General features: G+C 67.8%; 27 protein-coding genes. 24 read left to right on the top strand and 3 right to left on the bottom strand.

Going from position 1 to position 24,562, the window contains the following annotated elements:
* From VFP86_09045 to VFP86_08930, 24 genes are all read left to right on the top strand, one after another.
* Positions 1 to 1,049: adenylate/guanylate cyclase domain-containing protein (locus VFP86_09045; protein HET8999776.1), on the top strand; the 1,049-nt coding region annotated here is incomplete at its 5' end.
* A 167-nt stretch (positions 1,050 to 1,216) separates the two neighbouring features.
* The gene (locus VFP86_09040) at positions 1,217 to 1,996 is read left to right on the top strand and encodes an enoyl-CoA hydratase (protein ID HET8999775.1); all 780 of its coding nucleotides are present in this window, start codon (positions 1,217 to 1,219) and stop codon (positions 1,994 to 1,996) included.
* A gap of 2 nt (positions 1,997 to 1,998) precedes the next feature.
* Complete coding sequence (locus VFP86_09035) at positions 1,999 to 3,225, top strand: CoA transferase (protein ID HET8999774.1); 1,227 nt, start codon at positions 1,999 to 2,001, stop codon at positions 3,223 to 3,225.
* Positions 3,222 to 4,430, top strand: coding sequence for a CoA transferase (locus tag VFP86_09030; protein HET8999773.1), 1,209 nt, complete (start codon positions 3,222 to 3,224; stop codon positions 4,428 to 4,430). Before VFP86_09035 ends, VFP86_09030 begins: the two co-directional genes overlap by 4 nt.
* 203 nt (positions 4,431 to 4,633) lie before the next feature.
* On the top strand, positions 4,634 to 5,791 hold the full coding sequence (locus VFP86_09025) for a glycosyltransferase (GenBank protein ID HET8999772.1): 1,158 nt from the start codon (positions 4,634 to 4,636) through the stop codon (positions 5,789 to 5,791).
* A 29-nt stretch (positions 5,792 to 5,820) separates the two neighbouring features.
* Positions 5,821 to 9,453: a chromosome segregation protein SMC gene (gene smc / locus VFP86_09020; protein ID HET8999771.1), complete on the top strand. Its 3,633-nt coding sequence runs from the start codon at positions 5,821 to 5,823 to the stop codon at positions 9,451 to 9,453.
* Entirely contained in the window at positions 9,431 to 10,360 is a 930-nt protein-coding gene (gene ftsY, locus VFP86_09015) for a signal recognition particle-docking protein FtsY (GenBank protein ID HET8999770.1), read from the top strand. Before smc ends, ftsY begins: the two co-directional genes overlap by 23 nt.
* A 45-nt stretch (positions 10,361 to 10,405) precedes the next feature.
* Positions 10,406 to 10,819 (top strand): sigma factor-like helix-turn-helix DNA-binding protein, encoded by a 414-nt coding sequence (locus VFP86_09010; protein ID HET8999769.1) that lies wholly within the window; start codon positions 10,406 to 10,408, stop codon positions 10,817 to 10,819.
* Positions 10,816 to 11,427 carry a methyltransferase gene (locus VFP86_09005; GenBank protein ID HET8999768.1) on the top strand — a complete coding sequence of 204 codons (612 nt, stop codon included), beginning with the start codon at positions 10,816 to 10,818 and terminating at the stop codon, positions 11,425 to 11,427. Before VFP86_09010 ends, VFP86_09005 begins: the two co-directional genes overlap by 4 nt.
* Positions 11,420 to 12,751 (top strand): signal recognition particle protein, encoded by a 1,332-nt coding sequence (gene ffh, locus VFP86_09000; GenBank protein ID HET8999767.1) that lies wholly within the window; start codon positions 11,420 to 11,422, stop codon positions 12,749 to 12,751. Before VFP86_09005 ends, ffh begins: the two co-directional genes overlap by 8 nt.
* A 51-nt stretch (positions 12,752 to 12,802) precedes the next feature.
* Complete coding sequence (rpsP, locus tag VFP86_08995) at positions 12,803 to 13,081, top strand: 30S ribosomal protein S16 (GenBank protein HET8999766.1); 279 nt, start codon at positions 12,803 to 12,805, stop codon at positions 13,079 to 13,081.
* Positions 13,078 to 13,311 (top strand): KH domain-containing protein, encoded by a 234-nt coding sequence (locus tag VFP86_08990; GenBank protein ID HET8999765.1) that lies wholly within the window; start codon positions 13,078 to 13,080, stop codon positions 13,309 to 13,311. The genes rpsP and VFP86_08990 overlap by 4 nt, the downstream gene beginning before the upstream one ends.
* A 10-nt stretch (positions 13,312 to 13,321) precedes the next feature.
* A complete protein-coding gene (locus VFP86_08985) occupies positions 13,322 to 13,765 on the top strand; it encodes a YlqD family protein (GenBank protein HET8999764.1) in 444 nt (147 codons plus the stop codon).
* Between the two features lie 5 nt (positions 13,766 to 13,770).
* Positions 13,771 to 14,289, top strand: a complete 519-nt coding sequence (rimM, locus tag VFP86_08980) for a ribosome maturation factor RimM (GenBank protein ID HET8999763.1) — start codon at positions 13,771 to 13,773, stop codon at positions 14,287 to 14,289.
* A complete protein-coding gene (gene trmD, locus VFP86_08975) occupies positions 14,286 to 15,020 on the top strand; it encodes a tRNA (guanosine(37)-N1)-methyltransferase TrmD (protein HET8999762.1) in 735 nt (244 codons plus the stop codon). The genes rimM and trmD overlap by 4 nt, the downstream gene beginning before the upstream one ends.
* Positions 15,021 to 15,073: 53 nt before the next feature.
* The gene (gene rplS / locus VFP86_08970; GenBank protein ID HET8999761.1) at positions 15,074 to 15,415 is read left to right on the top strand and encodes a 50S ribosomal protein L19; all 342 of its coding nucleotides are present in this window, start codon (positions 15,074 to 15,076) and stop codon (positions 15,413 to 15,415) included.
* Between the two features lie 10 nt (positions 15,416 to 15,425).
* Positions 15,426 to 16,034 carry a signal peptidase I gene (gene lepB, locus VFP86_08965; GenBank protein ID HET8999760.1) on the top strand — a complete coding sequence of 203 codons (609 nt, stop codon included), beginning with the start codon at positions 15,426 to 15,428 and terminating at the stop codon, positions 16,032 to 16,034.
* Between the two features lie 7 nt (positions 16,035 to 16,041).
* Positions 16,042 to 16,863 carry a ribonuclease HII gene (locus VFP86_08960; GenBank protein ID HET8999759.1) on the top strand — a complete coding sequence of 274 codons (822 nt, stop codon included), beginning with the start codon at positions 16,042 to 16,044 and terminating at the stop codon, positions 16,861 to 16,863.
* Positions 16,832 to 17,236: a YraN family protein gene (locus tag VFP86_08955; GenBank protein ID HET8999758.1), complete on the top strand. Its 405-nt coding sequence runs from the start codon at positions 16,832 to 16,834 to the stop codon at positions 17,234 to 17,236. Before VFP86_08960 ends, VFP86_08955 begins: the two co-directional genes overlap by 32 nt.
* Positions 17,237 to 17,312: 76 nt before the next feature.
* Entirely contained in the window at positions 17,313 to 18,710 is a 1,398-nt protein-coding gene (locus VFP86_08950; GenBank protein HET8999757.1) for an extracellular solute-binding protein, read from the top strand.
* A 32-nt stretch (positions 18,711 to 18,742) separates the two neighbouring features.
* Positions 18,743 to 19,690, top strand: coding sequence for a sugar ABC transporter permease (locus VFP86_08945; GenBank protein HET8999756.1), 948 nt, complete (start codon positions 18,743 to 18,745; stop codon positions 19,688 to 19,690).
* 1 nt (position 19,691) lies between these two features.
* Positions 19,692 to 20,537: a carbohydrate ABC transporter permease gene (locus tag VFP86_08940; GenBank protein ID HET8999755.1), complete on the top strand. Its 846-nt coding sequence runs from the start codon at positions 19,692 to 19,694 to the stop codon at positions 20,535 to 20,537.
* A gap of 133 nt (positions 20,538 to 20,670) precedes the next feature.
* Positions 20,671 to 20,904, top strand: coding sequence for a hypothetical protein (locus tag VFP86_08935; GenBank protein HET8999754.1), 234 nt, complete (start codon positions 20,671 to 20,673; stop codon positions 20,902 to 20,904).
* 12 nt (positions 20,905 to 20,916) lie between these two features.
* Complete coding sequence (locus VFP86_08930; GenBank protein HET8999753.1) at positions 20,917 to 21,138, top strand: hypothetical protein; 222 nt, start codon at positions 20,917 to 20,919, stop codon at positions 21,136 to 21,138.
* Between the two features lie 3 nt (positions 21,139 to 21,141).
* Here VFP86_08930 and VFP86_08925 read toward each other — a convergent pair whose 3' ends face one another.
* From VFP86_08925 to VFP86_08915, 3 genes are all read right to left on the bottom strand, one after another.
* On the bottom strand, positions 21,142 to 21,978 hold the full coding sequence (locus VFP86_08925) for an ABC transporter permease (protein HET8999752.1): 837 nt from the start codon (positions 21,976 to 21,978) through the stop codon (positions 21,142 to 21,144).
* On the bottom strand, positions 21,975 to 22,925 hold the full coding sequence (locus tag VFP86_08920; GenBank protein HET8999751.1) for an ABC transporter permease: 951 nt from the start codon (positions 22,923 to 22,925) through the stop codon (positions 21,975 to 21,977). The genes VFP86_08925 and VFP86_08920 overlap by 4 nt, the downstream gene beginning before the upstream one ends.
* Before the next feature lie 12 nt (positions 22,926 to 22,937).
* The coding region (locus tag VFP86_08915) for an ABC transporter substrate-binding protein (GenBank protein ID HET8999750.1) at positions 22,938 to 24,562 on the bottom strand (1,625 nt) is incomplete at its 5' end.

The raw sequence follows: 24,562 nt of genomic DNA, 5'->3' as shown, positions 1-24,562 counted from the left end.
GGGTCTCCGAGGGCGGCCCCATGTGCGCGTTGTTTGCCGCGACCTATCCGGAACGGACCTCCGCCCTGATATTCTACGGCACGTACGCCAAACGGATCTGGGCTCCTGAGTATCCGTGGGCCCCCACGCCCGAGGAACGGCAGCGATTCTTTGACGAGATTGAAAAGCGCTGGGGGGGAGTTGTCGACCTCGCCACACTGGCTCCGCGCATGGCCACCGACAAGGCATTCAGGCGGTGGTGGGCGGCCTACCTCCGCGCCGGCGCAAGCCCCGGGGCTGCGCTCGCGCTCGCCCGGATGAACACCGAGATCGACGTCCGGCATATCCTGCCGACCATTCGCGTGCCGACGCTGGTGCTGCACCGCACGGACGATCGGGATGTCGCCGTGGAGGGAGCCCGCTACATCGCTCACGCCATCCCGCAGGCGAAATATGTCGAACTGGAGGGCTCCGACCATCTGGTGTTTGTCGGGGATGCAGACGCGCTCCTCGACGAGGTGGAGGAGTTTCTCACGGGGGCTCGGCCTGTGCCGGAATTCGACCGGGTGCTGGCCACGGTGCTGTTCGCCGATATCGTGGGGTCGACCGAGCGGGCCGCTGCCCTGGGCGATAGCCGGTGGCGCGAGCTGTTGGTGCGCTACCAGACGTTGGCGCGCCGGGAACTCGAGCGCCATCGCGGCCGCGAAATCGACACAGCCGGGGACGGGGTGCTCGCGGCGTTCGACGGGCCGGCCCGGGCGATCCGATGCGCGTGCGCCCTCCGCGACGCGGTCCGCGCGTTGGGGATCGAGGTCCGGGTGGGCCTCCACACCGGGGAGTGCGAGGTGATTGGCCCCAAGTTGGGCGGCATTGCGGTGCACATCGGCGCGCGGGTGGCGGCCCAGGCGGGCGCCGGCGAGGTCCTCGTCTCGAGCACGGTCAAGGATTTGGTCGCCGGATCGGGTCTCCGCTTTCTGGACCGAGGTGTCCACACGCTGAAGGGAGTCCCGGAATCCTGGCATCTGTTCGCGGTCGATCAAACGGTTGAGGCGGTACGTCTGGATCGGTAGCAGCGCACCGTCCGTTCCCCCCAGGGCATGTGTCCGATTTCGCGGGCTCGAGCTCGGCCCGATGGTTCTCCTTTTGCGCCAGAACAATCGCGGGCCCGTGCACGGGAAAGGAACGGGTGGCATCGCGCGCGAACGCACAAGCCCTGTGGGTGTCCGGAGGCTTTTCGATGGGTGAGCTCGTGGTGACCGCTCGAGGGGCGGTCGCGACGCTCGTGCTCAACCGTCCGGTCAAGCGCAACGCGATCACGCTCGAGATGTGGAAGGCGCTCCCGGATGTGCTGCACGATCTGGCGTCGGATTCCGACCTCCGGGTTCTGGTGGTCCGCGGGGCCGGCGAGGACGCGTTCGCGTCGGGCGCCGATATCTCCGAGTTCGAGCAGGTGCGGTCCGGTGTCGAGGCCGCGCGGCACTACAGCCGCACGGCGGATGCCGCCGATCGCGCGCTGGCCGCGTTTCCCCGGCCGACGATCGCGATGATCCACGGCTTCTGCGTCGGCGGGGGGCTCGAGCTTGCGCTGGCCTGCGACCTCCGGTTTGCCAGCCGCACGGCGCGGTTCGGCATCACCGCCGCGCGCCTCGGGATCATCTATGGTTTCACGAGTACGCGGCGGCTCGCCGGCATCGTGGGGCCAAGCCATGCGCGTGACATCTTGTTCAGCGGACGGCTGGTGGGAATCGACGAGGCGCGGACGATGGGGCTGGTTAACAAGGTGTGCGAGCCCGACACGGTCGAGGCGCAAACCTACGACTACGCAGACCGGCTGGCGCTCCAGGCCCCACTCTCGCAGCGCGGCGCGAAACTGATGTTGCGGCACCTCCAAGGGGAGGGTGAGATGATCGATTCGGATCTGGCGGCGTTCGTCGAGCGGGCATACGAGAGCGAAGACTACCGCGAAGGAGTGCGGGCGTTTCTTGAGAAGCGGCGTCCTCGGTTCCAGGGGAGATGACGGTGCGCCCTCTCGACGGGATCCGGGTTGTCGACCTGAGCCGGTTTCTTGCCGGTCCGTACTGCACGCAGGAACTCGGTGATTTTGGTGCCGACGTCATCAAGGTCGAACCCCTGGACGGGGATGGGACGCGATATCAGACACTGCGGCCGGATCTCCTCGGCAACAGTTACTTTTTTGCCGCCGCCAACCGCAACAAGCGGAGCATTACGATCGACGTGCGGAAGGAAGCCGGCAAGGAGATCGTCCTACGGCTGGCCCGGCGCGCGGACGTGTTCGTGGAGAACTTCCGACCCGGGGTGATGGACCGCCTCGGCCTCGGATACGATACCTTGCGGACCCACAACGCCCAGCTCATCTACTGCAGCGTCACCGGGTTCGGGAGCGCGGGCCCCTACAAGGAGCGGCCCGGATTCGATCAGGTGGGGCAGGGGATGTCCGGGTTTATGAGCATCACCGGCCAGGAGCCGACCGGGCCCACTCGTGCCGGGATCGCGCTCGCCGATCTCACCTGCGCAACCACCGCCTGCCGCGGCATTCTCCTCGCCTTGCTGGCCCGCGAGCGGACCGGCGCCGGACAAGTCGTGCAGGTCGCCATCGTGGACTCGATGGTGGCCCTGCTGACATGGAGCGCCGGGATGTACTTTGAGACGGACACCCCTCCCGGGGTGGCGGGCAACCACCATCCGCTCTCGTCGCCCTTCGGCGTGTACTATGCCAAGGACGGGCCGTTCAACCTGGCGGCGGGGAACGAGCGGATGTGGGAGCGGCTCTGCGAGGTGCTCGGTCTCCAAGCGCTGCGCGAGGACCCTCGGTTTCGTACGACCAACGATCGGGTGGCCCATCGAGCCGAGCTCGATCCGATCCTCAACGATGCGTTCAAAGCCCGCACGCGCTCGGAATGGGTCGCCTACCTGAACGACCGCGGGGTGGCGTGCGGTCCGATTTACAATCTGGCCGAGGTGTTCCAGGATCCGCAGATCCGCCATCAGCAGATGCTGGTTGAGATGCCCCATCCCGTGCACGGGATGGTCAAGCTGCTCGGGATGCCGGTCAAGCTCTCCGATACGCCCGGCGAGTTTCGCCTGCCGCCGCCGCTGCTCGGCCAGCACACCGAAGACATCCTTCGCGAAGCCGGGTACGCGCCGAAGGCCATTGCCGAGCTGCGCGCCGCCGGTGTGATCGGGCCGCTTTCGCACCCCACCGCTCGGCACGCCCATCCGACATGACATCTGCGGCCCCGCCGGCCGGCCCGCTCGTGGGGGTACGGGTGTTGGACCTCGGCAACATGATCGCGGGGCCTACGTGTAGTCGGGTGCTCGCGGATCTCGGCGCAGACGTCATCAAAGTCGAGCAGCCCGCCCGGGGCGATCCCGTGCGGGGGTGGCGGAGTCAATACGAGGGCCACTCCCTTCTCTGGAAAGTCGTCTCCCGGGGCAAGCGGGCCATTACGCTCGATCTCCATCACGAGGAAGGGCAGCGGCTGTGCCGCCGGCTCTACGGTGTCGTCGATATCGTCGTCGAGAACTTCCGGCCGGGGGTGCTGGAGCGCTGGGGGCTGGCCTACACTCAGGTGGAGGAGGCCTATCCCCATCTCGTCATGGTGCGCATCAGCGGGTACGGACAGACCGGACCCTACCGCGATCGCGCGGGGTTCGGGGGGGTGGCGGAGGCGGTTGCAGGCGTGCGGTTCTTGACCGGGTACCCGGACCGGCCGCCGACGCGGGTGGGGTTCGCGCTTGCGGACTCCGTAGCCGGGCTCTATGGAGCGTGCGCGGCGCTGGCGGCCCTGGAGGAGCGCCGCCGCAGCGGCCGCGGGCAGGAGATTGACGTCGCGCTCACGGAGGCAACCTTCAGCCTCCTCGACGATCTCCTACCCGCCTACCAGAAGCTTGGCATCATCGGACGGCGGCACGGCACCGGCCTGCCCGGGGTCGCCCCGAGCAGCATCTACCCGACCCGCGACGGCCAGTACGTCGTCATCGGCGCCAACAACGACAATGTGTTCCGCCGGCTCGCCACGCTCATGGGCCGGACCGACTGGCTGGCGGATCCGGAGCTGGCCGACGATCAAGGGCGCGGGCGCAGGCAGGCCGAGTTGGACGAAGAGATCGCGGCGTGGACCCGCGAGCTGTCCCTCGCCGAGGTCGACGGCCACCTGGCGAGGGCCGGTGTGCCCGCGGGCCCCGTCTACGACATCGCCGGCATCTGCCGGGATCGTCAATTTCGCGATCGGGGGATGATCGTCGAGGTTGAGGATCCGGACGTCGGGACCCTTGCGCTCCCGGGGATCGTGCCCAAGCTCAGCCGGACTCCCGGCGCGATCGCATGGGCGGGGCCGCGGATGGGGGCGCACAACGACGAGGTGTACGGCCGCCTCCTTGGGCTGTCGCCGGCTGAGATCGACGGCCTCCGGCGGCGCGGGGTGATTTGACGCCGCCACGCGGGTTGGTGCGCAGGCCTCTGGGCCGCATGGGCAGGAGTTTCTCCGGTGTGAGCGAAAGTGCACACGCATCTGATCCAGCCACATGACGCAGCAGAATTCGGAGCACTTCGTCGATGCCGAGGCCGCCCTATTGGTCCGCCGTCCCCCGGTTGCATAGTTCGCGGCCGCCCGGCCACGGAGCGGGCGCTCCGGTGAACATCGGGTTCTTCACGGATTCCTACCTGCCGCGCCGCAGCGGCGTCGTACGGGCGGTGGAAACCGCCGCGCGGGGATTGCGGGAACGGGGGCACCGAGTCTGCATCTTCGCCCCCGCCTATCCCGGCCACATCGACACGGATCCGGACGTCTACCGATTTCCGTCGATCGCGGCTCCCGGCCACACCGACTTCCCGCTGGCAGTGCCGTACTCTGCGGCGCATCTCAGGAGAATTCGGGACCTCCGGTTGGAGCTCGTGCACAGCCACTCACCGTTTCTGCTGGGAGGGCTCGGCGTCTGGCTCGCCCGCACGCTCAAGCTGCCGCTCGTCTTCACGTACCATACCCTGTATGCGGAGTACGCGCACTATGCGCCGCTCGTGGGCGAGTTGACCCGGCCGTTCGTCATCGCGTACACCACCGCGTACTGCAACCGGTGCGATCGCGTGCTGGTCTCGGTGCCCTCACTCTCGCAGGTGCTGCGATCCTACGGTGTGCGCACGCGCATCGATGTGGCCCCCAGTGTGGGCGTGGACCCCGATGAGTTTTCGCATCCGTCGCCGGGGGCCGTGCGGGCATGGTTCCGGATCCCGGACAACGCGGTGTTGCTGCTGTTCGTGGGCCGGCTGGGGCGCGAGAAGGGGGTCCCGCTGCTCCTCGACACGATGCCGGGCCTTCCCTCCCATGTGTGGCTGCTGCTCGTGGGCGACGGGCCGGAGCGGCGGGACCTCGAGGCGCAGGCTCAACGGCTCGGGCTGGCCGGCCGCGTCGTCTTTGCCGGTGAACAGGACCACGCGCACGTCGTCGACGCGTTGTTTGCCAGCGATCTCTTCGTGTTTCCCTCGCAGACGGAGACCCTCGGCCTCGCGGTGCTCGAAGCGATGGCGGCGGGCCGCGCCGTCGTCGCCGTGCAGGGCGGGTCGATCCCGGAGATCGTTCGCGACGGCGAAACCGGCCGCGTGGTGCCTGCGGACCCGGCGGCGCTGCGTCAAGCGATCGTCGACCTCGCGAACGATCCTGAGCTGCGGCGGACGATGGGGGCCCGCGCCGTCGTCGTGTCCGCCGCGTACAGCGAGGCCCGCATTGTGTCCCAACTGCTCGAGATCTATCAAGAGATGCTCGGCCGGAACGCCGAGACGCAGACGACGGCCTGACGGCCCCGGGGATCCGAAGGAGGAACGGCGTGCGCCTAAAGCGGTTGGAACTGAGCGGATTCAAGACCTTCCCCGAGCGGACGGCGCTTCAGTTCGCGACGCAGATCACCGGCATCGTCGGCCCCAACGGGAGCGGAAAGAGCAACATCTTCGACGCAATTCGGTGGGCGTTGGGAGAGGGCAGCCTGCGCACGCTCCGGGGCATCCGGACGGAAGACATCATCTTTGCGGGAACCGAGCGGCGGCGCCCGCTCGCGATGGCCGAGGTCACCTTGACGCTCGACAACGAGGACGGGACCCTGGTGCTGCCCCCGGCACCCGGCGACGAAGACGCGCCCCCCACGCCGCTGGCGTTCGCCGAGGTGACGGTGACCCGGCGCGCCATGCGGAGCGCGGAGAGCCAGTACTTCATCAACGGTCTGCCGTGCCGCCTCCGCGATATCCAGACGATGTTTCTCGGCACAGGATTGGGCGGCCACTCGTACTCGCTGATCACGCAGGGTGAAGTGGAGCAGATGCTGGACGCCACTCCCGAGGAGCGGCGGATGGTCCTCGAAGAGGCGGCCGGGCTGGCCAAGTACAAGCGCCGGCGCCGTGATGCCGAGCGCCGGATGGGGGCCACGGAGACGACCCTGCTGCGTGTCACCGACATGCTCGGTGAGCTGGATGCCCAAACCGCCCAACTCGCGGCGCAGGCGGAGGCGGCGGAGCGGTATCAGGCTCAGACCCGCGACCTGCGGGCGCTCGAATTGTCGCTCCAAGTCGAGGAGATCCGGCGAGGCATCCGCGCCCAGCGCCGCGTGCGCGAGCAACTCGAAGAGATCGCGACTCGACGTCAGGAGATCGACGCGGCCACGCGAGCGCTCGTGGAGCAGCGGGCGGCGCTCGACCGCCGCGCGGTCGAGGCCGGCCGTGAGTGGGAGGCGATCCAGCGGGGCCGCGTGTCCCTCGTCGAGCGGCGCGCCGCGGCGGAGGCCGCGGTGGAACTGGTGAGCGAGCGGCTCCGCGGGGTGGGGGTCCAACGGCAGCGGTCCGAGCGCGAGGCCGGCCGCTATCGCGACGAGCAGGACGCCCTCCGCACCGAGCAGGCGGCGCTCATCGAGGCCGGGCGCGATCTGGCCGAGCGCGAAGCGCGCGGCCGGGCCGAGGTCGAGGCGGTCGAGGCCCGGCTCCACATGATGGACGCGGAGGCCGCCCTGAACGAGCAAGAACTCGAGGCCGGCCGCATGATGGTGCGATCGATCGTGGAAGAGCGCGGGAAGCGTCACAACGAGATCGCCGCGGCGGAAGCGCGTGAGGCAGGGTACCGCGATCGGAGCGCCGGGTTGCCCCAGCAGATCGCCGGTCTCGGCGGGCGGCTCGACGGCGCGCGCACCCAACGAGAGGCCCTCGCGGACGAATCCGCGCGGGGGACCTCCGATCTCGACGGGCTGCGGGGGCGCTTGGTTTCGCTGTGCACCGAGCACGAAGAGCGCATCGGGACACGCGAGGCGCTGCTCGCGGACGAGCGGCATCTTGAGATCGAGCGAGAGCGATTCGCCTCCCGCCTCCGGTTTTTGGAAGAAGCCCACTCCCAGTACCGCGGATACGACAGCGGCGCCCGGGAGATCCTGCTCGCCTGGCGAGCCAACCCCGACCGGCTGCCCGGTGTTCGCGGAGCGCTCGCGGACTATCTCAGCGTGCCCCGCGAGTTGCGGGTGGCGATTGAATCGGCGCTGGGGCCGAGCCTCTCCGCGCTCATCGTCTCCTCGATGGACGATGCGCGCCGCGCGCTGGCGCTGCTCGGTGGGGAGCCACGGGGTTCGGTGACGTTCGTCCCTGTGTCGAGCGTGGTCGCGCCGGATCCGCCGGCGTTGCCGCAAGCGGTGGCGGCCGATCCCGCCACGGTCGGCCGGGCGGTCGACCACGTCACGCTCTCCGGTGCACATCCGGAGGCCATCTCTGCGCTGCTGGCCGATGTGCTGATCGTAGCCGATCTAGACGCGGCGGTGCGCGCCCGGACGGCAGGGTACCAGGGCCGCATCGCGACGCGCGCCGGGGAAGTGCTTGGTCCCGAGGGGGTGCTCGTCGCCGGTCGGCCGCTGCCGGAGCAGGGGGGCATCCTCGGACGGACCGAGGAAATCGCGGAAATGCGGACCGCGCTGGATCGCGTGGAGCAGGCGGTGAACGACGTCGGCCGCCGCCGCGGGGCCGTCGCAGAGCAGATTCGCACGATTGCGGGGGCGATCGCGGCCATCGAGGCGGACGTGGCCCGCCGGAGCGAGGCCCTGGCCGAAGGCCGGCGGCGTCTCACCCTGATCGAGGCAGAGGGCGAGCGGTTGGCGGCAGAGATCGCGCGCTTGGCCGGCGAGAAGAACGCCGCCGATCAGGGGGCGGCAGCCCAACGATTGCTCCAGGAACGCCTGCGGCAGGAAGCGGGGATGCTGGGTACCCGCTTGGCCGAAGCCGAAGAACGGATCGCGCAGGTCACCGCCGGGCTTCGTGACCACGTGGAGGCGCGCCGGGCCGCGGCGTCCCGGATCACCGAGCTTCGCGTGATGGTGACGGAGGTGGGTGCCCGCCGCGAGGCGCTGAGCGCGCGCATGGCCGAGATCGAGAAGGGACTCGCGCACACCGCCGCCCGTGGTGACGAACTGGCCGGGGAGCTCCGGCAGCTCCAGACCGACATGGAAAGGCTCGAGGCCGAACGCGAGGTGGAGCGCGCGCGGTGCGAGGCGATCGATGCCGAACGCGCACGTCTCGCCTCGGACCAAGCCGCGCTCGAGGAGGAGCGGGCCGGGCTTGCCGCCCGACAGGCCGAAACCGAGGCCCAACACCGGCAGGTTCTCGACCGGTCCGCCGCCCTCGCGGAGGAAGGGCACAAGGCCGAAGTGCGCGTGGCGCAGATCGAGGCGGAAATGGGCAGCGCCCGCCGCCGGATGGAAGAAGAGTTCGGAATCCCATTTGACCGGGCAGTGGGCTCGGTCCCCGAGAGCGTCCACCGCGAGGAGACCTTGGGCAGGATCGAGGCGCTCCGGGGATTGATCGCGGTCACGGGGCCGGTGAACCTCTTGGCGATCGAGGAGCACCGGCAGGTCGCGGAGCGCGCCCGCCTCCTCCGCGCGCAAATGGAAGATGTCCAGGGGACCATTGCGGCCCTTCGGACGCTCATCGTGCAACTCGAGGAAGTGATTCGCGGGCAGTTCGACAAGACCTACGAGGCGGTAGACAAGGAGTTCGCCGATCTCTTCACGAGCCTCTTCGGCGGGGGACGGGGCGCTCTCGAGCGAGTCGCCGGTCTCGACGGCGGGGAGCCCGGGATCGATATCATTGCCCAGCCCCCCGGCAAGAATCTCCGCAGCCTCGGCGCCCTCTCTGGGGGGGAGCGTGTGCTGGTGGCGCTCGCGTTCGTGTTCGCGATGTTGCGCGTTCGCCCCAGTCCCTTCTGCGTATTTGACGAGGTCGAAGCGGCGCTGGACGAGGCGAACACCCGCAAGGTCGGCGAAGTGCTCCGAGAATTGTCCGCGCGAACGCAGATCATCATCATTACGCACAACAAGGCCACGATGGAGGCCAGCGACGCCCTGTTTGGCGTTACGATGGAAGAAGGCGGGGTCTCCCAGATGGTCTCGATGCGGCTCGTGGATCGGGAAGCGGCAGGTGAGCCGCAACCCGTTGGATAGCCCGTCGGGGTGGCTCGGGCGCTTTCGCGCCGGGCTCGCGAGGACACGCGAAGCGCTCACCGCCAAAGTCGAGGACCTGCTCGGGCGGGGGGTGAGCGAGAGCTTCTACGAAGAGCTCGAAGAGACGCTCATCCAGGCCGACCTCGGCGTGCGCGCGACCGCGACCGTCATCTCTCGTCTTCGAGACCGCTCCGGCGCCAAGACGCCGGACGCCCTCCGCCAGGCGTTGGTGGAGATCTTGACCGATGCGCTTGGCGAGCCTGCGCCCCTCACGGTGACGCCCGCTCCGGCCGTCGTCCTGGTCCTGGGGACGAATGGGGCGGGGAAGACCACGACGATCGGCAAGCTCGCCGCGCGCCTCAAGGGCGAGGGGCGCAAGGTCCTGTTGGTCGCGGCCGACACCTTCCGCGCCGGCGCGATCGATCAGCTCGGAGTGTGGGCGGAGCGCGTGGGGGTGGACATCATCCGGCATCAGGCGGGGGCCGACCCGGCGGCGGTGGTCTTCGACGCGGCGCAGGCGGCGCAGGCCCGGCACGTCGACGTGCTCATCGTGGACACGGCGGGCCGGCTCCATACGAAGACCAACCTGATGGAGGAGCTCAAGAAGGTCGATCGCGTGATCCGCCGGGCGCTCCCCGGCGCCGCCGTCGAAGCGCTGCTCGTGCTCGATGCGACGACCGGGCAAAATGGGATCACCCAGGCCCGCCAGTTCAAAGCCGCGCTCCCCGTGACCGGGGTCGTGCTCACGAAGCTGGATGGGACGGCCCGAGGGGGCGTCGTCGTCGCGATTGCCCAGGAGCTCGACCTTCCTGTGAAGCTGGTGGGGTTCGGGGAGGGGGTGGAGGATCTCCAGCCGTTTGATCCCCGGACGTTTGCCGAAGCGCTGTTCACCTCGACCCCGGACTGACCGCGGTTTACATCCGGACGCCGCCATAGTATCATGTGAAGGAAAATGCCTTTACAGCGACTCCACAACGGCCGGCGCCGGGTCGGACCGCGGGCGCTCGATGGGCGGACCGCGGTGGTCCGCCTGGTCGACACGTATGCCCGGCTCCTCACCGCGCACCAGCAGGAGATGCTGCGCATGTACTACGACGACGACCTCTCCCTGGGCGAGATCGCCGCCCGGTGCGGCGTGACGCGGCAGGCCGTCTTCGATAGCCTCAGGCGGTCTGTGAGCGAACTCTGGTCGCTCGAGAAACGGATCGGCATCGCCTCGGAGCGCGAGCGGCAGGCGCGCGCGCACGAGATCACGCTCTCGCGGCTGGCGGCCGTCGAGGGCGAGGTGACGCGTCTCGCCTCGACCGGCCGCACCAACTTGGCGGGCCTTCGGGACGCGCTTCAAGCCCTTCGGGAGTCCCTGTGAGCTCCGCCCCGGCGGCTCACTACTTCTCACCGGCTCCGCCGGCGGCGCCGCGGACGCGGGCCGTCGAGTTCCACGACGGCGCCCGCGTCTATCGGTTTCGCACGGCCCCCGGGGTCTTCTCTCGGGCAGCGGTCGACCGGGGGACACGTCTGCTGCTTGATACCGTCGACGTGTCGGGGGCGCGGCGTATCCTCGATCTCGGGTGCGGGTACGGAGTGATGGGGATCGTCGCGGCGGGGAGAGCTCCGCGCGCGCGGGTGACGCTGGTGGATGTGAACCCCCGCGCGGTCGCCCTCACCGTAGAGAACATCGCGCTGAACCAGGTGACGAATGCACAGGTCCGGTGCGGGGACGGGTGCGCCGCGGCGGCGGGCGGGCCCTTCGACCTCATCCTGTTCAACCCACCGATCCGCGCCGGGCGGAGTGTGGTGCTCCGGTTGCTGCGCGAGGCCCATGCGAGTCTAGAAGCCGGAGGGCGGGCGTACCTCGTCGCCCGGACTCAGCAGGGGGCGCGCACGCTGGGCCGGTTGATGGGCGAGATCTACGAGTCGGTCGCCGAGGTCGCCCGGGGGGGCGGATTCCGAGTGTTCGAGGGACGCCGTGTTTGAGCAACTCCAGGGCCGTCTCAGCGAGATCTTTACGCGTCTGCGCGGGCGGGGGACCCTGTCGGAGCAGGATGTCGATGAGGCGCTGCGGGAAGTCCGGCTCGCCCTGCTCGAGGCCGACGTCAACTTCAAAGTGGCGCGCGAGTTCGTCGCGCGCGTGCGCGAGGCGGCGGTGGGGCAGGAGATCTGGAAGAGCCTCACCCCCGGGCAGCAGGTCGTGCAGATCGTTTTCGCCGAGCTCACCCGGATGCTCGGCGCCACGCACCACCCGCTGCGGATGGCGGCGAAACCCCCAACGGTCGTCCTGCTCGTTGGACTCCACGGGACGGGCAAGACGACGACCGCAGGCAAGCTGGCCCTCCACCTGAAGAAGCAGGGGCGGAGCGTGCTCCTCGCCGCGGCCGACGTCTATCGCCCCGCCGCCGTCACCCAATTACAGGTGCTCGGCGAGACCGCCGGCGTCCCCGTCTTCGCGCTCGGCGCGGGCGCGGATCCGGTGGAGGTCGCTCGGCAGGCGCTCGATCGAGCGCGCACCACCACGGCGGATGTGTTGATTATCGACAGCGCCGGCCGGTTGCATATCGATGGCGATCTCCTTGCCGAGTTGACCCGGATCCGGGAGGCCACCGCCCCGCACACCACGCTGCTGGTCCTCGATGCCATGGCCGGTCAGGATGCGGTGCGGATGGCCGAGGGATTCCACGGCGCGGTGCCGATCGATGGGTTGATCCTCACGAAGCTCGATGGGGACGCCCGCGGTGGGGCGGCGCTCTCGGTCGTCGCCACACTCGAACGGCCCATCTTTTTCGTGGGGACGGGTGAGCGGTTAGAAGCCTTGGAAGCGTTCCATCCCGACCGGATCGCGTCGCGGATCCTCGGGATGGGAGATGTCCAGACCCTGATCGAGCGCGCGCAGGATCAGGTCACCGTCGAGCAGGCCCACGAATTGGAGCGAAAGCTCCGGCGCGCCGAGTTCACCCTCGAAGACTTCACGAAGCAGCTGAGGCAGGTTCGGGCCATGGGGCCGCTGGATCAATTGCTCGGCATGATCCCCGGCCTGGGGCCGCGCATGCGCGGGGCGGAGGTGGACGAACGCGCGCTCGGACGGATCGAAGCGATGATCAACTCCATGACCCCCCAGGAGCGGCGCCATCCTAACGTCATCGATGGCAGCCGCCGCCGCCGGATCGCCCGGGGGAGCGGGACCTCGGTCCAGGAGGTGAACCGCCTCCTTCGCCAGTTCGAAGAGGTCAAGAAGATGCTACGCCAGTTCGAAGCCCGGGGGCAGCGGAAAGGCAAGTTTCCCATGCCGCTTCCGCCCACCTGAAGGGAGACCGTCACGGAGTCCTAATGGAGTTTTCATGAGGAGGGTGCGTGGATGAGCGTCAAGATCCGGTTGATGCGACGGGGTGCAAAGGGGCAGCCGTTCTACCGTCTGGTGGTGGCCGACGCGCGCAGCCCGCGGAGTGGCAGGTACATCGAGGCAGTGGGGTTCTACAACCCGCGCACGGAGCCGTCGACGATGAAAGTCAACGAGGAAAAAGTGCTGGCCTGGCTGCGGAAAGGCGCTCGGCCGTCCGATGCGGCCCGGGTCGTGTTGGAGAAGACCGGGGTGCTCCGGCGATGGGAGGAGACCCGGGCGAAGGCCGGCCGGTGAAAGCTCTCGTCGAGTGGGTGACACGGTCTCTGGTGGACCACCCCGAAGCGGTCGAGGTCCGGGAGGTGGACGGGCCTCACAGCACGGTCGTCGAGGTCCGCGTCTCCGCCGATGATTTGGGCAAGGTGATCGGTCGCGGGGGCCGGGTGATCAAGGCGATCCGTACGCTTGCCCGGGCCGCCGCCACGCGGAGCGGGAAGCGCGTGACGGTGGAGATCGTCCGAGGATAGGAGGCAGGAGATGGCAGCGATCACAGTCCAACGGCCGGTGATCATCAAGACGATTGTCACCGAGGCGTTCAAGCGGCTGTACATGGCCGACCTGGAAGACGCGATCAAGCGAGTGGACGCCATCATGCAACAGATTGACGTGCAGGCCCGACGCTTTGAGCTCGAACGGCAGGTGACCCCGCAGCAGTCCCGCAGTCTGCGCGCCCAACTCGAACTCGAGCGGCAGCGGCAGGAGGCGACGAAGATCGAGCTGCAGACCCGCTTGCGGGAAGCCCAGGATCTCGAGCTCAATAGCGAGTTTACCCAGGGCACGATCGAGGGGATGGTCGAGGTGGCGGTCGGAGACAACCTGTTCGACAAGATCTCCCGCACCGAGATCATCGTCAAGGATGGGATCGTGCTCGAGATTCGGGAAACCTCCGTCTCGCCCCTGATCACTCCCGCCGGCAGGTAGGACGCGTGCGGGGGAGCCCCGGCGACCTGATCATCGTGGGTGAGGTGGCTCGCGCCCACGGGGTGCAGGGGGCGGTGCGGGTGGTGCCGGTGACCGATTTTCCAGAGCACCTCTTGGCCCTCGATGAGGCGGTCTTGGTCCGGGGCGGCACCGCCAGGCCGGTGCGGGTGGAGCAGGCACAACGGGATGGAACGGGCGTGCTGATAAAATTTGCCGGGATCGACACCCCCGAGGCGGCCGAGCAGTTGAAGGGGGCGACGATTGAGATCCCCGCGACCCAGGCGATGCCACTCCCGCCCGGCCAGTTCTACGTGTTCGAGGTGGTCGGGCTGGAGGTCCGCACCCCCGAGGGAGCACGAGTCGGCAAGGTGGTGGACGTCCTTCGGACGGGCAGCAACGACGTCTATGTCGTTCGGTCCGCCGAGGCAACGGAGATCCTCCTCCCTGCGGTCGACACCTACGTCCAGAAGATCGACGTCGCCGGCGGGTATCTGATCGCACGCCTCCCGGAGTGGATGACGTGAGGATCGACGTCGTCACCATCTTCCCTGAGGTATTCCCGGGGCCGCTCGGCGTGGGGGTCCTGGGGCGCGCCCGGGAGCGGGGGCTGGTGGACCTCGCGGTCTGGGACCTCAGAGACTTCACCGCGGACCGCCACCGTTCGGTTGACGACATCCCCTACGGCGGTGGGGTCGGGATGGTGATGAAGGCGGAGCCGTTTGTGAAGGCCGTGGACGCCATCCGGGCGGCGCACGCCGGCGAGGCCGCGACCGTGGTCCTCACGACTCCGCAGGGCGCGCGATTTTCTCAGGCCAAGGCCCAGGCGCTGGCCGCCCGGGCGCACCTCGTCGTCCTCTGCGGCCGTTACGAAGGCGTGGACGAGCGGATCGTCGAACTGCTCGGAGCCGACGAGATCAGCATCGGGGACTATGTGCTGTCGGGCGGGGAGCTCGCCGCGATGGTCATCATCGAAGCCGCGGTCCGGCTTGTGCCCGGCGCGGTGGGAGACGCCGCGTCTGTGGCCCAGGACTCCTTCTCCGAGGGGATGCTCGATTACCCACAGTACACGCGGCCCGCGTCGTTCCGGGGCTGCGCCGTGCCGGAGGTCTTGCTCAGCGGGCACCACGAAGCGATCCGCAGGTGGCGGACCCGAGAGGCGCTGCGGCGCACGCTCCTCCGGCGCCCCGACCTGCTCGACGAGGCCACGCTCGACGAAGAAACCAGAGCGATCCTGGGCGAGTTACGAGGCACGTGAATCCATGGCGCATGCTATAATGGCAACCGTGATGGCGAGAGGGGAGTCCGAGCATGGAGCGAGTCACCGCCGTTGAACGCGACCAGATCAAACCCAGCGTGCCACCCTTTCGGGCCGGCGATACCATCCGGGTCCACATGAAGGTGGCCGAAGGCGGCCGGGACCGGCTCCAGGCGTTCGAGGGCGTCGTGATCGGCCGCCGCGGAGGGGGATTGCGCGAGGCGTTTACGGTTCGGCGGATCTCGCACGGCGTGGGCGTGGAGCGGACGTTTCCGCTGCACTCGCCGCGGCTGGAGAAGATCGAGATTCTCCGCAGCGGCCGGGTCCGCCGGGCAAAGCTCTACTATCTTCGGGAGAAGGTAGGGAAGGAGACCCGCATCAAAGAGAAACGGTAGGGTCACCCCGTTGAGCTCGCTCAGCATCCCGACGGTCATCCTCAGCGTGTCGGCGTTTCTCCTCGCGTTCAGGATCATCATCAAGCGTACGGCCCAGATTCCCCAGACCGTGCGCACCGCGATCGTCGAAACTCTGGACGCGTGCCTGTTTGCCGCACTGCTCAGCCTCGTTATCATCACGTTTGTGGTCCAGGCCTTTTACATCCCCTCAGGATCCATGGAGCCCACCTTGATGATCGACGACCGCATCTTGGTGGGGAAGTTCGTGTACCGTTTGGGGTCTCCCCATCGGGGCGACGTCATCGTGTTCCGGTATCCCCTCAATCCCTCGCGCGATTTCGTGAAGCGCGTGATCGGTCTGCCCGGAGACCGTGTGCGTCTCCGGGACGGGGTCGTGTACGTCGGCGCGCAGGCGCTCTCGGAGAAGAGCTACACGATCAAGCCGGATTTTGGAAACTACGGTCCGGTGACGGTTCCGGCCAACCAGTACTTCGTCCTCGGTGACAACCGCAACAACAGTGAAGATAGCCGGTTCTTCGGCTATGTCCCGCGAGGGAATATAATCGGGAAGGCGGTCTTCATCTATTGGCCGCTTCCCCGCATTGGCGTCGTCCACTAGCGTTGCGGTGGATCCGCGCCACCTGACCGCCGAAGAGATCGGAGCCTGGCTCGCCCGCCTCACGCACCCGCGGCGGGCGGCACTCAGGCGGCTGGCGTCTGACCCCCGCCGGACCGTCCGTGAGCTCGTGGGTCGCTACGAACGCGCCCGCGCGGCCGCCCGCGCTGAGCGGCAACGGCTGCGGCGGCTGTACCAGGCAGAGCGCACGCGCCTCGCAGCCGGACAGATCGTCGCGGGCGTCGACGAGGTGGGCCGCGGGTGCCTGGCCGGCCCCGTGGTTGCGGCAGCGGTGATCCTTCCGGAGGGGCCCGAGATCGAAGGGCTCAACGACAGCAAACAGCTGACCCCCGCGACGCGCCGCCGCTTGAATGAGGAGATCCGGGCCCGGGCGATCGCCGTTGCGGTCGCGGAGGCGTCGGTCGAGGAGATCGACCGCTTGAACATTTTGGGGGCCTCCCGTCTCGCGATGCGGCGGGCCCTGGAATTGCTGGCTCCCCCTCCTGACTTTGCCCTGATCGACGGGCGCGACCGTCTCCCGCTCGACCTGGAGCACGCGGCCGTGATCCGGGGTGACGCATCGTGCGCCTGCATCGCCGCCGCGTCCATCGTCGCCAAAGTGGCGCGGGACCGGCTGATGCATGATCTCGATCTCGCGTTTCCAGGATACGGGTTCGCCCAGCACAAGGGGTACGGGACGGCCCAGCACCTCACGGCGCTCGTGCGCCTGGGACGATCTGTGGTCCATCGAAGCGCGTTCCTGCCGGTCGCTCAGATTGCGCTGTTCGAGTTGCTCGGCGATGCCGGACGGCTCGCGGACCCGTTCGGATAGCCGAGCGTCTGGGGGGTCCCGCCGGCGCCTGGGTCGCGCCGGCGAAGACGCGGCGGTGGAGGCGCTGCGCGCCGAGGGGTACCGGATCGTCGAGCGAAACGTGCGCCTCCGGCGCGGCGAACTCGACGTGATCGCCGAAGACGCCGGTGACCTCGTCTTCGTGGAGGTGAAGACCCGGCGGTCCAGCACCTACGGCACCCCGGCCGAGTGCGTCGGCCCCCGCAAGCGGCACGCGCTCGCTCAGCTGGCCGCGGGCTACCTGGTCCGCCGCGGGCTGGGGGATCGGGCGTGCCGGTTCGACGTCGTCGAGGTGTGGGTCGATGCCTCTGGGGACCGGCGGGTCACGATCCTCAAAGACGCGTTTCGTCCGTAACCCCGGCACGTCACGAAGGGGTGTGCTGCAGGCGAGGAGAACTCTCCCGCGCGGCTCCTAGGGCAGGGGGTGTGCGATGGCAAAGGCACGGAAAGGCTGGCGAGCTCATGGGGAGCGCTCGGTTCGTAAGGGCGCTCCGGGCATTTCCCGGCGGGCCTTGCTCAAGGCCGCGGGGACCGGTGCCCTCGGGCTGACCGCCCTGGGGACGGTTCCAGGTCTGTGGCGCTGGGGTGCGGCGGCGCCCGCCCAACTTAAGGGGACGTCGCTCTCGATCCTCCAGGCCACGTACTTCATTCCCGCGGCTCAAGATCTCTATAAGAAACAGGCCCAGGAGTGGGGACAGGTCCAGGGTGTCACCGTGAACACCGACTTCCTCAACTGGCCCGACCTGCAGCCCAAGATCTCCGCGGCGATTCAGGCCGGCGGCTACGATATCGTGGAGTTGTTCCCGGGATGGAACTACCTGTACGCGGAGAACCTCGTCGACCTGACCGATCTCGCCGAGGCGGTCGCCAAGAAGGGCGGGGGATGGGAAGGCTTCGTCGCCAACGACATCAAGGTCAACGGCCGGTACCTCGGGGTGTCGCACGGGAACTCGAACGACTCGCTCAACTACCGGATCAGCTGGCTCAAGGAGGTCGGGGTCAACCTCCCCGATCCCGCGGAGCAGGCCAGGACCGGGAAGTTCCTCGACCTGACATTCGATGAGTGGTTCGCCCTCGGGAAGAAGCTCAAGGCGAAAGGCCGTCCGCTGGGCCAGGCGCTCGGCCACAGCCTCGGCGACCCCGGGAGCTTCTGCTACCCGTACATGTGGAGCAATGGCGCTATGGAGGTGGAGAAGGACGGCAAGACCATCGCGTTCAACAAGCCGATGTTCGTCGACGCGATGAAGCGGTTCATCCAGGCCTACAAGGACGGCTTCGACGAGACCGGGCCGTCGTGGGACGACAGCAGCAACAACAAAGCGTTCCACGCCGGACAGATCTCAATGACGCTCAACGGGTCGAGCATCTACGCCGTCGCCCTGAAGGACTTTCCCGAAATCGCCAAGGATATGAACCACACGCTCATCCCCAAAGGCCCGACCGGCCGCTTCTCCCTGCTTGGAGCACGTACCTTCGGCATTCTCAAGAACTCCAAGAACGTCGCTGGGGCAAGAGAGTTTCTCGCCTGGTGGTTCGACGACAAGCAGTACGGCGACTGGATCCACATCCAGGGGGGATACCAACTGCCCAGCACCAAGAAGTGGGCCAAGGACCCGATGTGGGGGAAAGATCCCAAGATGTACGCGTTCAGCCTGCAGCCGTCGATCGGCCGCGACCAGGGGTGGGCGGGCCCACCGAACGCCAAATCCGGCCTCGCCTTTTCGAAGTACATCATCGTCGATACCTTCGCCAAGGCGGTGCAATCCGGAGACGCCGCCGGCTCGATCAAGTGGGGGGCCGACCAGCTGCAGGCGATCTACGGCGGCTAGGACCTCACCCTAGGGTCGTTCCCGAGGCGCCGATGCCGGACCTCCATCCCGCCGCGGCGCGCCCAGAGCCGCTCTCCGCCGGCCGCCGCGGTGCGACGTATCCGCGCTCGCTGCTGGAACGCGAGCCGAGCCTGGGGCTCCTCTTGATGCTCCCGGGTACGCTGCTGCTGGTCATCTTCATGGCCTATCCGTTCTTCCTCGGTCTGTGGCTGTCGCTGACCGACAGCATGATCGGACACCCGGGCCGCTACGTCGGGCTCCAGAACTTCGTCCATTTGCTGGGGGACAGCATCTTCCGGCAGACGGCGCGCAACACGTTCGTCTATGCCCTGGTGACCGTCCCCTTCAAGCTCATGCTGGGCTTGGGGCTCGCGCTGGTGCTCAACACCGCCATCCCGTTTCGCAACGCGATCCGGGCCGGCGTGCTCATGCCCTTCATCGTGCCGACGGCGCTCAGCAGCCTGGGGTGGCTCATGCTGTTCGATCCGATCTTCAGCCCCTTCTCGTGGCTGCTCAAGCACTGGGGGCTGATCACGCGGAACATCAACTTCCTCGGGACCCCGGTGCTGGCGATCGTGTCGGTGATGGTCGCCAACATCTGGCGCGGCACCCCGTTCTTCGCGATCACGATCCTGGCGGGCCTCCAGGCGGTGCCGGCGGAGCTGCACGACGCGGCAGCGATCGACGGCGCGGGCGCCTGGCAGCGATTCTGGAACGTCACCGTCCCGATCATCCTGGGCGTCATGCTGGTCAGCACGCTGTTCTCCATCATCATGACGTTCGCGGACTTCCAGCTGATCTACGTGCTGACGAAGGGCGGCCCGGCCAACGAGACCCACATCTTCGGCACCTACGCGTACCAGATCGGCCTGAGCGCGACCGCGATCGGCCAGGGCGCCGCGATCGCGCTGTACATGTTCCCGATCCTAGCGGTGCTGGCTATTTTGCTCCTGCGCTACCTGCGTCGGGAGGTCGCCTAGGATGGTCGGGAGCGCCGCGCTGGGACGTCGCATCCTCACGGTCTACGTCCCGCTCGCCCTCTTCCTGGTGTTCCTCCTGCTGCCGTTCTATTGGATGATCGTCGTGTCGCTGAAGCCGCCCACCGACCTCTTCAACCTGCGCTTCAATCCGTTCTTGATCCAGCACTTCACGCCCAAGAATTACCTGTACCTGTTCCAGGAGACCGCGTTCCTTGTCTGGGCGAAGAACACGCTCATCGTCTCGGTTGCCGCGACCACCCTCGCGCTCTCGTGCAGCGTCCTGATCGGGTACGCGCTTGCTCGTCTGCGGTTCCCCGGCGGCAGCGCGATGGGGGTCGGGATCTTCTTGGCCTATCTCGTGCCGCCGACCCTGCTCTTCCTCCCGCTCGCGCAGGTCGTGGCCAAGCTGCACCTGTACAACACCTACTGGGCGCTCATCTTCACGTACCCTACCTTCCTGATTCCCTTCGGCTCATGGCTGCTGATGGGGTACTTTCGGACGATCCCCCGGGAGATCGAGGAGTGCGCGCTGATCGACGGCAGCAGCCGGCTGGGGACCCTCTTCAAGATCGTGCTGCCCCTCTCGTTGCCGGGGATCTTGTCGGCGGCGATCTTCTCCTTCACCCTGTCATGGAACGAGTTTCTCTACGCGCTGATCTTCATGTCCTCCGGCCCGCTCAAGACCATTCCGGTCGGGACGGTGAGCGATCTCATCAAGGCGGATGTGCTGTTCTGGGGGCCGCTTATGGCCTCCGCCTTGCTCGGCTCCGTACCGATCGCCGTCATCTACACCTTTTTCGTGGACCACTACGTCTCCGGCCTGACCGCGGGGGCCGTGAAGGGATAAGTTCGGACCTTCCTCGGCAGGAGTCGGCCGGGGCCAAGGAGAATCCCATCGCCCAAGCGGCACTACGTATCACCGTCGGTTGCTCTTAGTCGTACCCTTGCATCGACCCAATTGACGTACACACGGAGGCCTCATGAGCCGCGACGAAATCCTCTCTAAGCTCCTCTCGTTTGGCGCCATCTCGCTTGTCCACACCATCCAGGACGTCGAAGCCGGCCGGGCCCGCCGCGTCTCCATTCCGTCGATTCCCGGCGGGTCGGCGTTCTCTCGCGAGGTCCTCGGGTTTCTGCGGTCACTCGGCGCCGAGGTGGAGTTTTCAACCGGCTTCGGAGGCGCATACCGCCTGCGGCATCTCGGGAGCAGTTGAGGCCGGGCTCCGATGCGCGACGAACTCATCAGACGCGAGACGCCTCAGGGGACCGTGCGGGTTCTCGTAGCGTTTGCCCGTGTGCGTGGAGGCGGGTGGCTGTGGATCGCCAGGCGATCGCCCGCGGGTCCGATCGTGGGGGAGGGTCGGGGGACGAGCTACGAGATCGTCCGGGCGGCCGTCGAGGAATGGATGGAGCAGGAAGCGGAATACTTGGCGCGGCGGACCACGTAAGGGTCAGATCCGCAGGCGTGGATCGAGGAAGTCCCTCAGGCTGTCCCCCAAGAGGTTGCTGGCGAACACGACCACGCTGATCGCGACCCCGGGGAAAATCACCACCCACGGCGCGCGCTGGGCGAACTCCGCCGCGGAGACCGACAGCATCCGTCCCCAGGAGGGGTACGGCTCCGGCACGCCTAGGCCCAGGAAGCTCAAGGCCGCCTCGACCAGGATCGCGCTGCCCAACTGTGCCGTCGTCAGCACGATCAACGGCGCGAGCGTGTTGGGCACGATGTGCCGGACGGCCACCCGGAGTCCGCTCGCGCCCAGCGCCTGGGCCGCCTCGACGTAGATGGACTCCCGGATCGCCAGCGTCGTTGCCCGTACCACCCGGGCGACCCGCGGAACGAAGGGGACCGCGATCGCGACGATCACGGTCGGGAGCGACGGTCCGAGGGCCGCGGTGAGCACGAGTGCAAGGACGAGCAGGGGAAACCCCTGCATGATGTCCAGGATGGGCTGAATCACGGCCGTCGCGGCGCCGCTCCCGTAGCCGCTGGCGATCCCCACGGCGCCCCCCAGGAGGCCTCCGAGCGCACTGGTCGTCAGCCCCACGGCGAGGGACACGCGAGCACCGTGGACGAGCCGGCTGTAGATATCCCGTCCCAAGTGATCGGTCCCGAGCCAGTGACGCGGACCGGGCGGCAGAAACGTCTGCGCGGCATTGGTTCGCGTGGGGTCATCCGTCGAGACCGCCGTCGCCGCGAACGCGGCGAGCATGACCAGCGCCATGACCACGCCGCCGGCCGCACCGAGCGGTTGCCTGCGGAGAAACCGGACCACGCTGGTCTTCACGCGTACCGCACCCGGGGATCCAGCCGCGCGTACAACACGTCGACGGCCAAATTTGCGAGCACGACCACGATCGCGATGAACATGACGAGGTTCTGCACGACCGGATAGTCTCTCCAGAGAATCGCATCGACGAGATAGCGGGCCACCCCCGGGAGGTTGAAGACGGTCTCGGTCACGATCAACCCCCCGATCAGAAACGCAAATTCGGTCCCGATCACGGTCACGACGGGGAGGAGGGCGTTCTTGAGGGCGTGGCGGTAGACGACCGAGCGGCCGGCGAGGCCCTTCGCCCGGCCCGTCCGTACGTAGTCTTCGCGAAGCACCTCCAGCATCGAGGACCGGGTAATCCGGTTGATCAACGCGGCGCTCCGGTATCCCGCCGACAGGGCAGGGAACAAGAACTGCAGGAGGTGGGCCCGGAGATCGACCCACGGGGCGATGTAGAGCATCGACGGAATCCACCCGAAGGTCCGCACGAGCAAGATGATAATCACCATGCCCAGCCAGAACGCCGGCATCGACAGCCCGGCGAGGCTGAAGATCCTGAGGCCGTAGTCCAGCCACGTATTCTGCCGGGTCGCGCTCACGACGCCCGTGGGCAGGCCGATCGCGATAGACACGGCCATGGCGAGCACCGCGAGCTCGACGGTGATCGGGATGCGGGGCCGGATGATCTGCCACGCCGGCAGTCCGTACCGGTACGATTTTCCGAGGTCGCCGTGCAGCAACGCCGCCGCCCACTGGACGTACTGGACGGCGACGGGCCGGTCGAGCAGGAGCTCGTGGGCCAGGCGCTGTTTTTCCGATGGATCCACGAGCCCGGCAGACTGGAAGAGCAGATCGACGATGTTCCCCGGGACGAGACGGAGGAGCACAAAGATGACCACCGACATCGCAACGAGCGTGAACGCCGCGAGCGCCAGCCGCCGAGCGAGAAACGTCCGCATCGGCGAGAATCCCTACCGGTCGAGCCAGACCTCCTGGAAACGCCCGTAGTTGTAGACGCTCTGGTGCGGGACGAGGTTCTTCACGTAGGGCCACATCGCATAGTAATCGTTGCTCCACCCCAGGATGGGCCGCGCGCCGTCGAGCTCGAGCTTCTTCTGGATCTCCGCAACGAGCCGCCGGCGCTTCACCTGGTCGGCCATTTGCGACTGCTCGTCGATCAGGCGGTCCACGTCGGAGTTGCAGTACTGCGAGTAGTTCCGCGGGGAACCGCAGACGTAGTTTTCGTAAAAGTTGGAGTCGGGATCGTCCACGCTCACCCCGGTCAGGTTGGCGCCCAGCTCATACTCGCCGCGGGTGAGCTTCGCGAACCACACCGCGCTCTCGACCTGGTCGAGGGTGGCCTCGACCCCGATCTGCTTCAGCTGGTCGACGACAAAGGTGGCCATGTCGATATACTGCGCAATCGCCCGGGTGCTGACGACGAGGCGCATCGGGTGGCCGGGGCCGAATCCCGCCTCGGAGAGAAGCTGGCGCGCCTCGGCCTTCTGCTTCGCCGGGTCACCGCTCCCGGGCAGGCCGGCGAGGTCGTCCGGGGCGAGCCCCCACACGCCCCAGGGGCGCGGCAGCATCGAGGCCCCGACGACGGCGCCGCCCTGCCGGACGGCCTGCACGTACGCCCGCCGGTCGATCGCCAGGCTCAGGGCCCGCCGGACGCGGGGGTCGGTGAAGGGCGGTCGCTTGAAGTTCATCAGCAGGTTATCGTTGATACTCTGGCTGACCTCCGCGACCACCATGCTGGGGATCGCTTTCTTGAGCTGCTCGGCGGCGTTTCTGGTGCCCTCCTGGGGCATCGTGACGTCCAGCCGGCCCGCCTGGAGGGCCGCGATGCGGGTGCCGCGCTCTTTGATGATGATGAATCGGATCCCGTCGAGGTAGGGGCGTCCCTTGATGAAGTAGTCCGGGTTGCGGACGAGCTCGATCAGTTCGCCGGGGCGATACTCCTTGAGCTTGAATGGTCCGGTGCCAACGCAGCGGGTTCGAAGTTCGGCCGCAGGGATATGGGCCGGGTAGACGGGGGAGTACCCTGAGGCCAGCAGCATCAGGAGCGCCGGTTGAGGTCGCTTGAGCCGAAAGACGACCGTGTCGGGATCCGGCGTATCGATGGCTTGGATCTGCGCGTACCAGACCTTGCGGGGGTTCAGCCTCAATGCCGGGGTGCCCGGCGCCCCGCGGACGACGTCGAAAGTGTACTTGACGTCCTTGCTCGAGAAGGGCTGGCCGTCGTGCCAGCGCACGCCCTTGCGGAGGGTGAAGACCAGTGTCTTGCCGTCGTCGCGCCAGGCCCACTTCTCGGCGAGCTCGCCGACGATCGTGGCGGGGCTTTCCTGGCCGCGGAGCGGGTTGAAGAGGACGAGGTTGCTGTAGCACGGCATCACGCCCCAGTTGACAGAGACCGTGGCTTCCTCGTGGATGCTGAGGCTGGGAGGATCCTCGCGGTGCATGGCGTTGAGGACGCCGCCCGATTTGGGGGTCGGACTGGCTCCCCAGGCCGAAGCCGCCGTCAGTGACAGGAGCAGCATCCCGCTGAGCCACAGACCGACCGGACTCCGATTCGTCATGGAACCGTCCCCCTTCG

The organism is bacterium (genome assembly GCA_035703895.1).
GTDB lineage: Bacteria > Sysuimicrobiota > Sysuimicrobiia > Sysuimicrobiales > Segetimicrobiaceae > Segetimicrobium.
The sequence above is the reverse complement of the archived record's forward strand: the minus strand, read 5'-3'. Positions and strand labels throughout refer to the sequence as shown.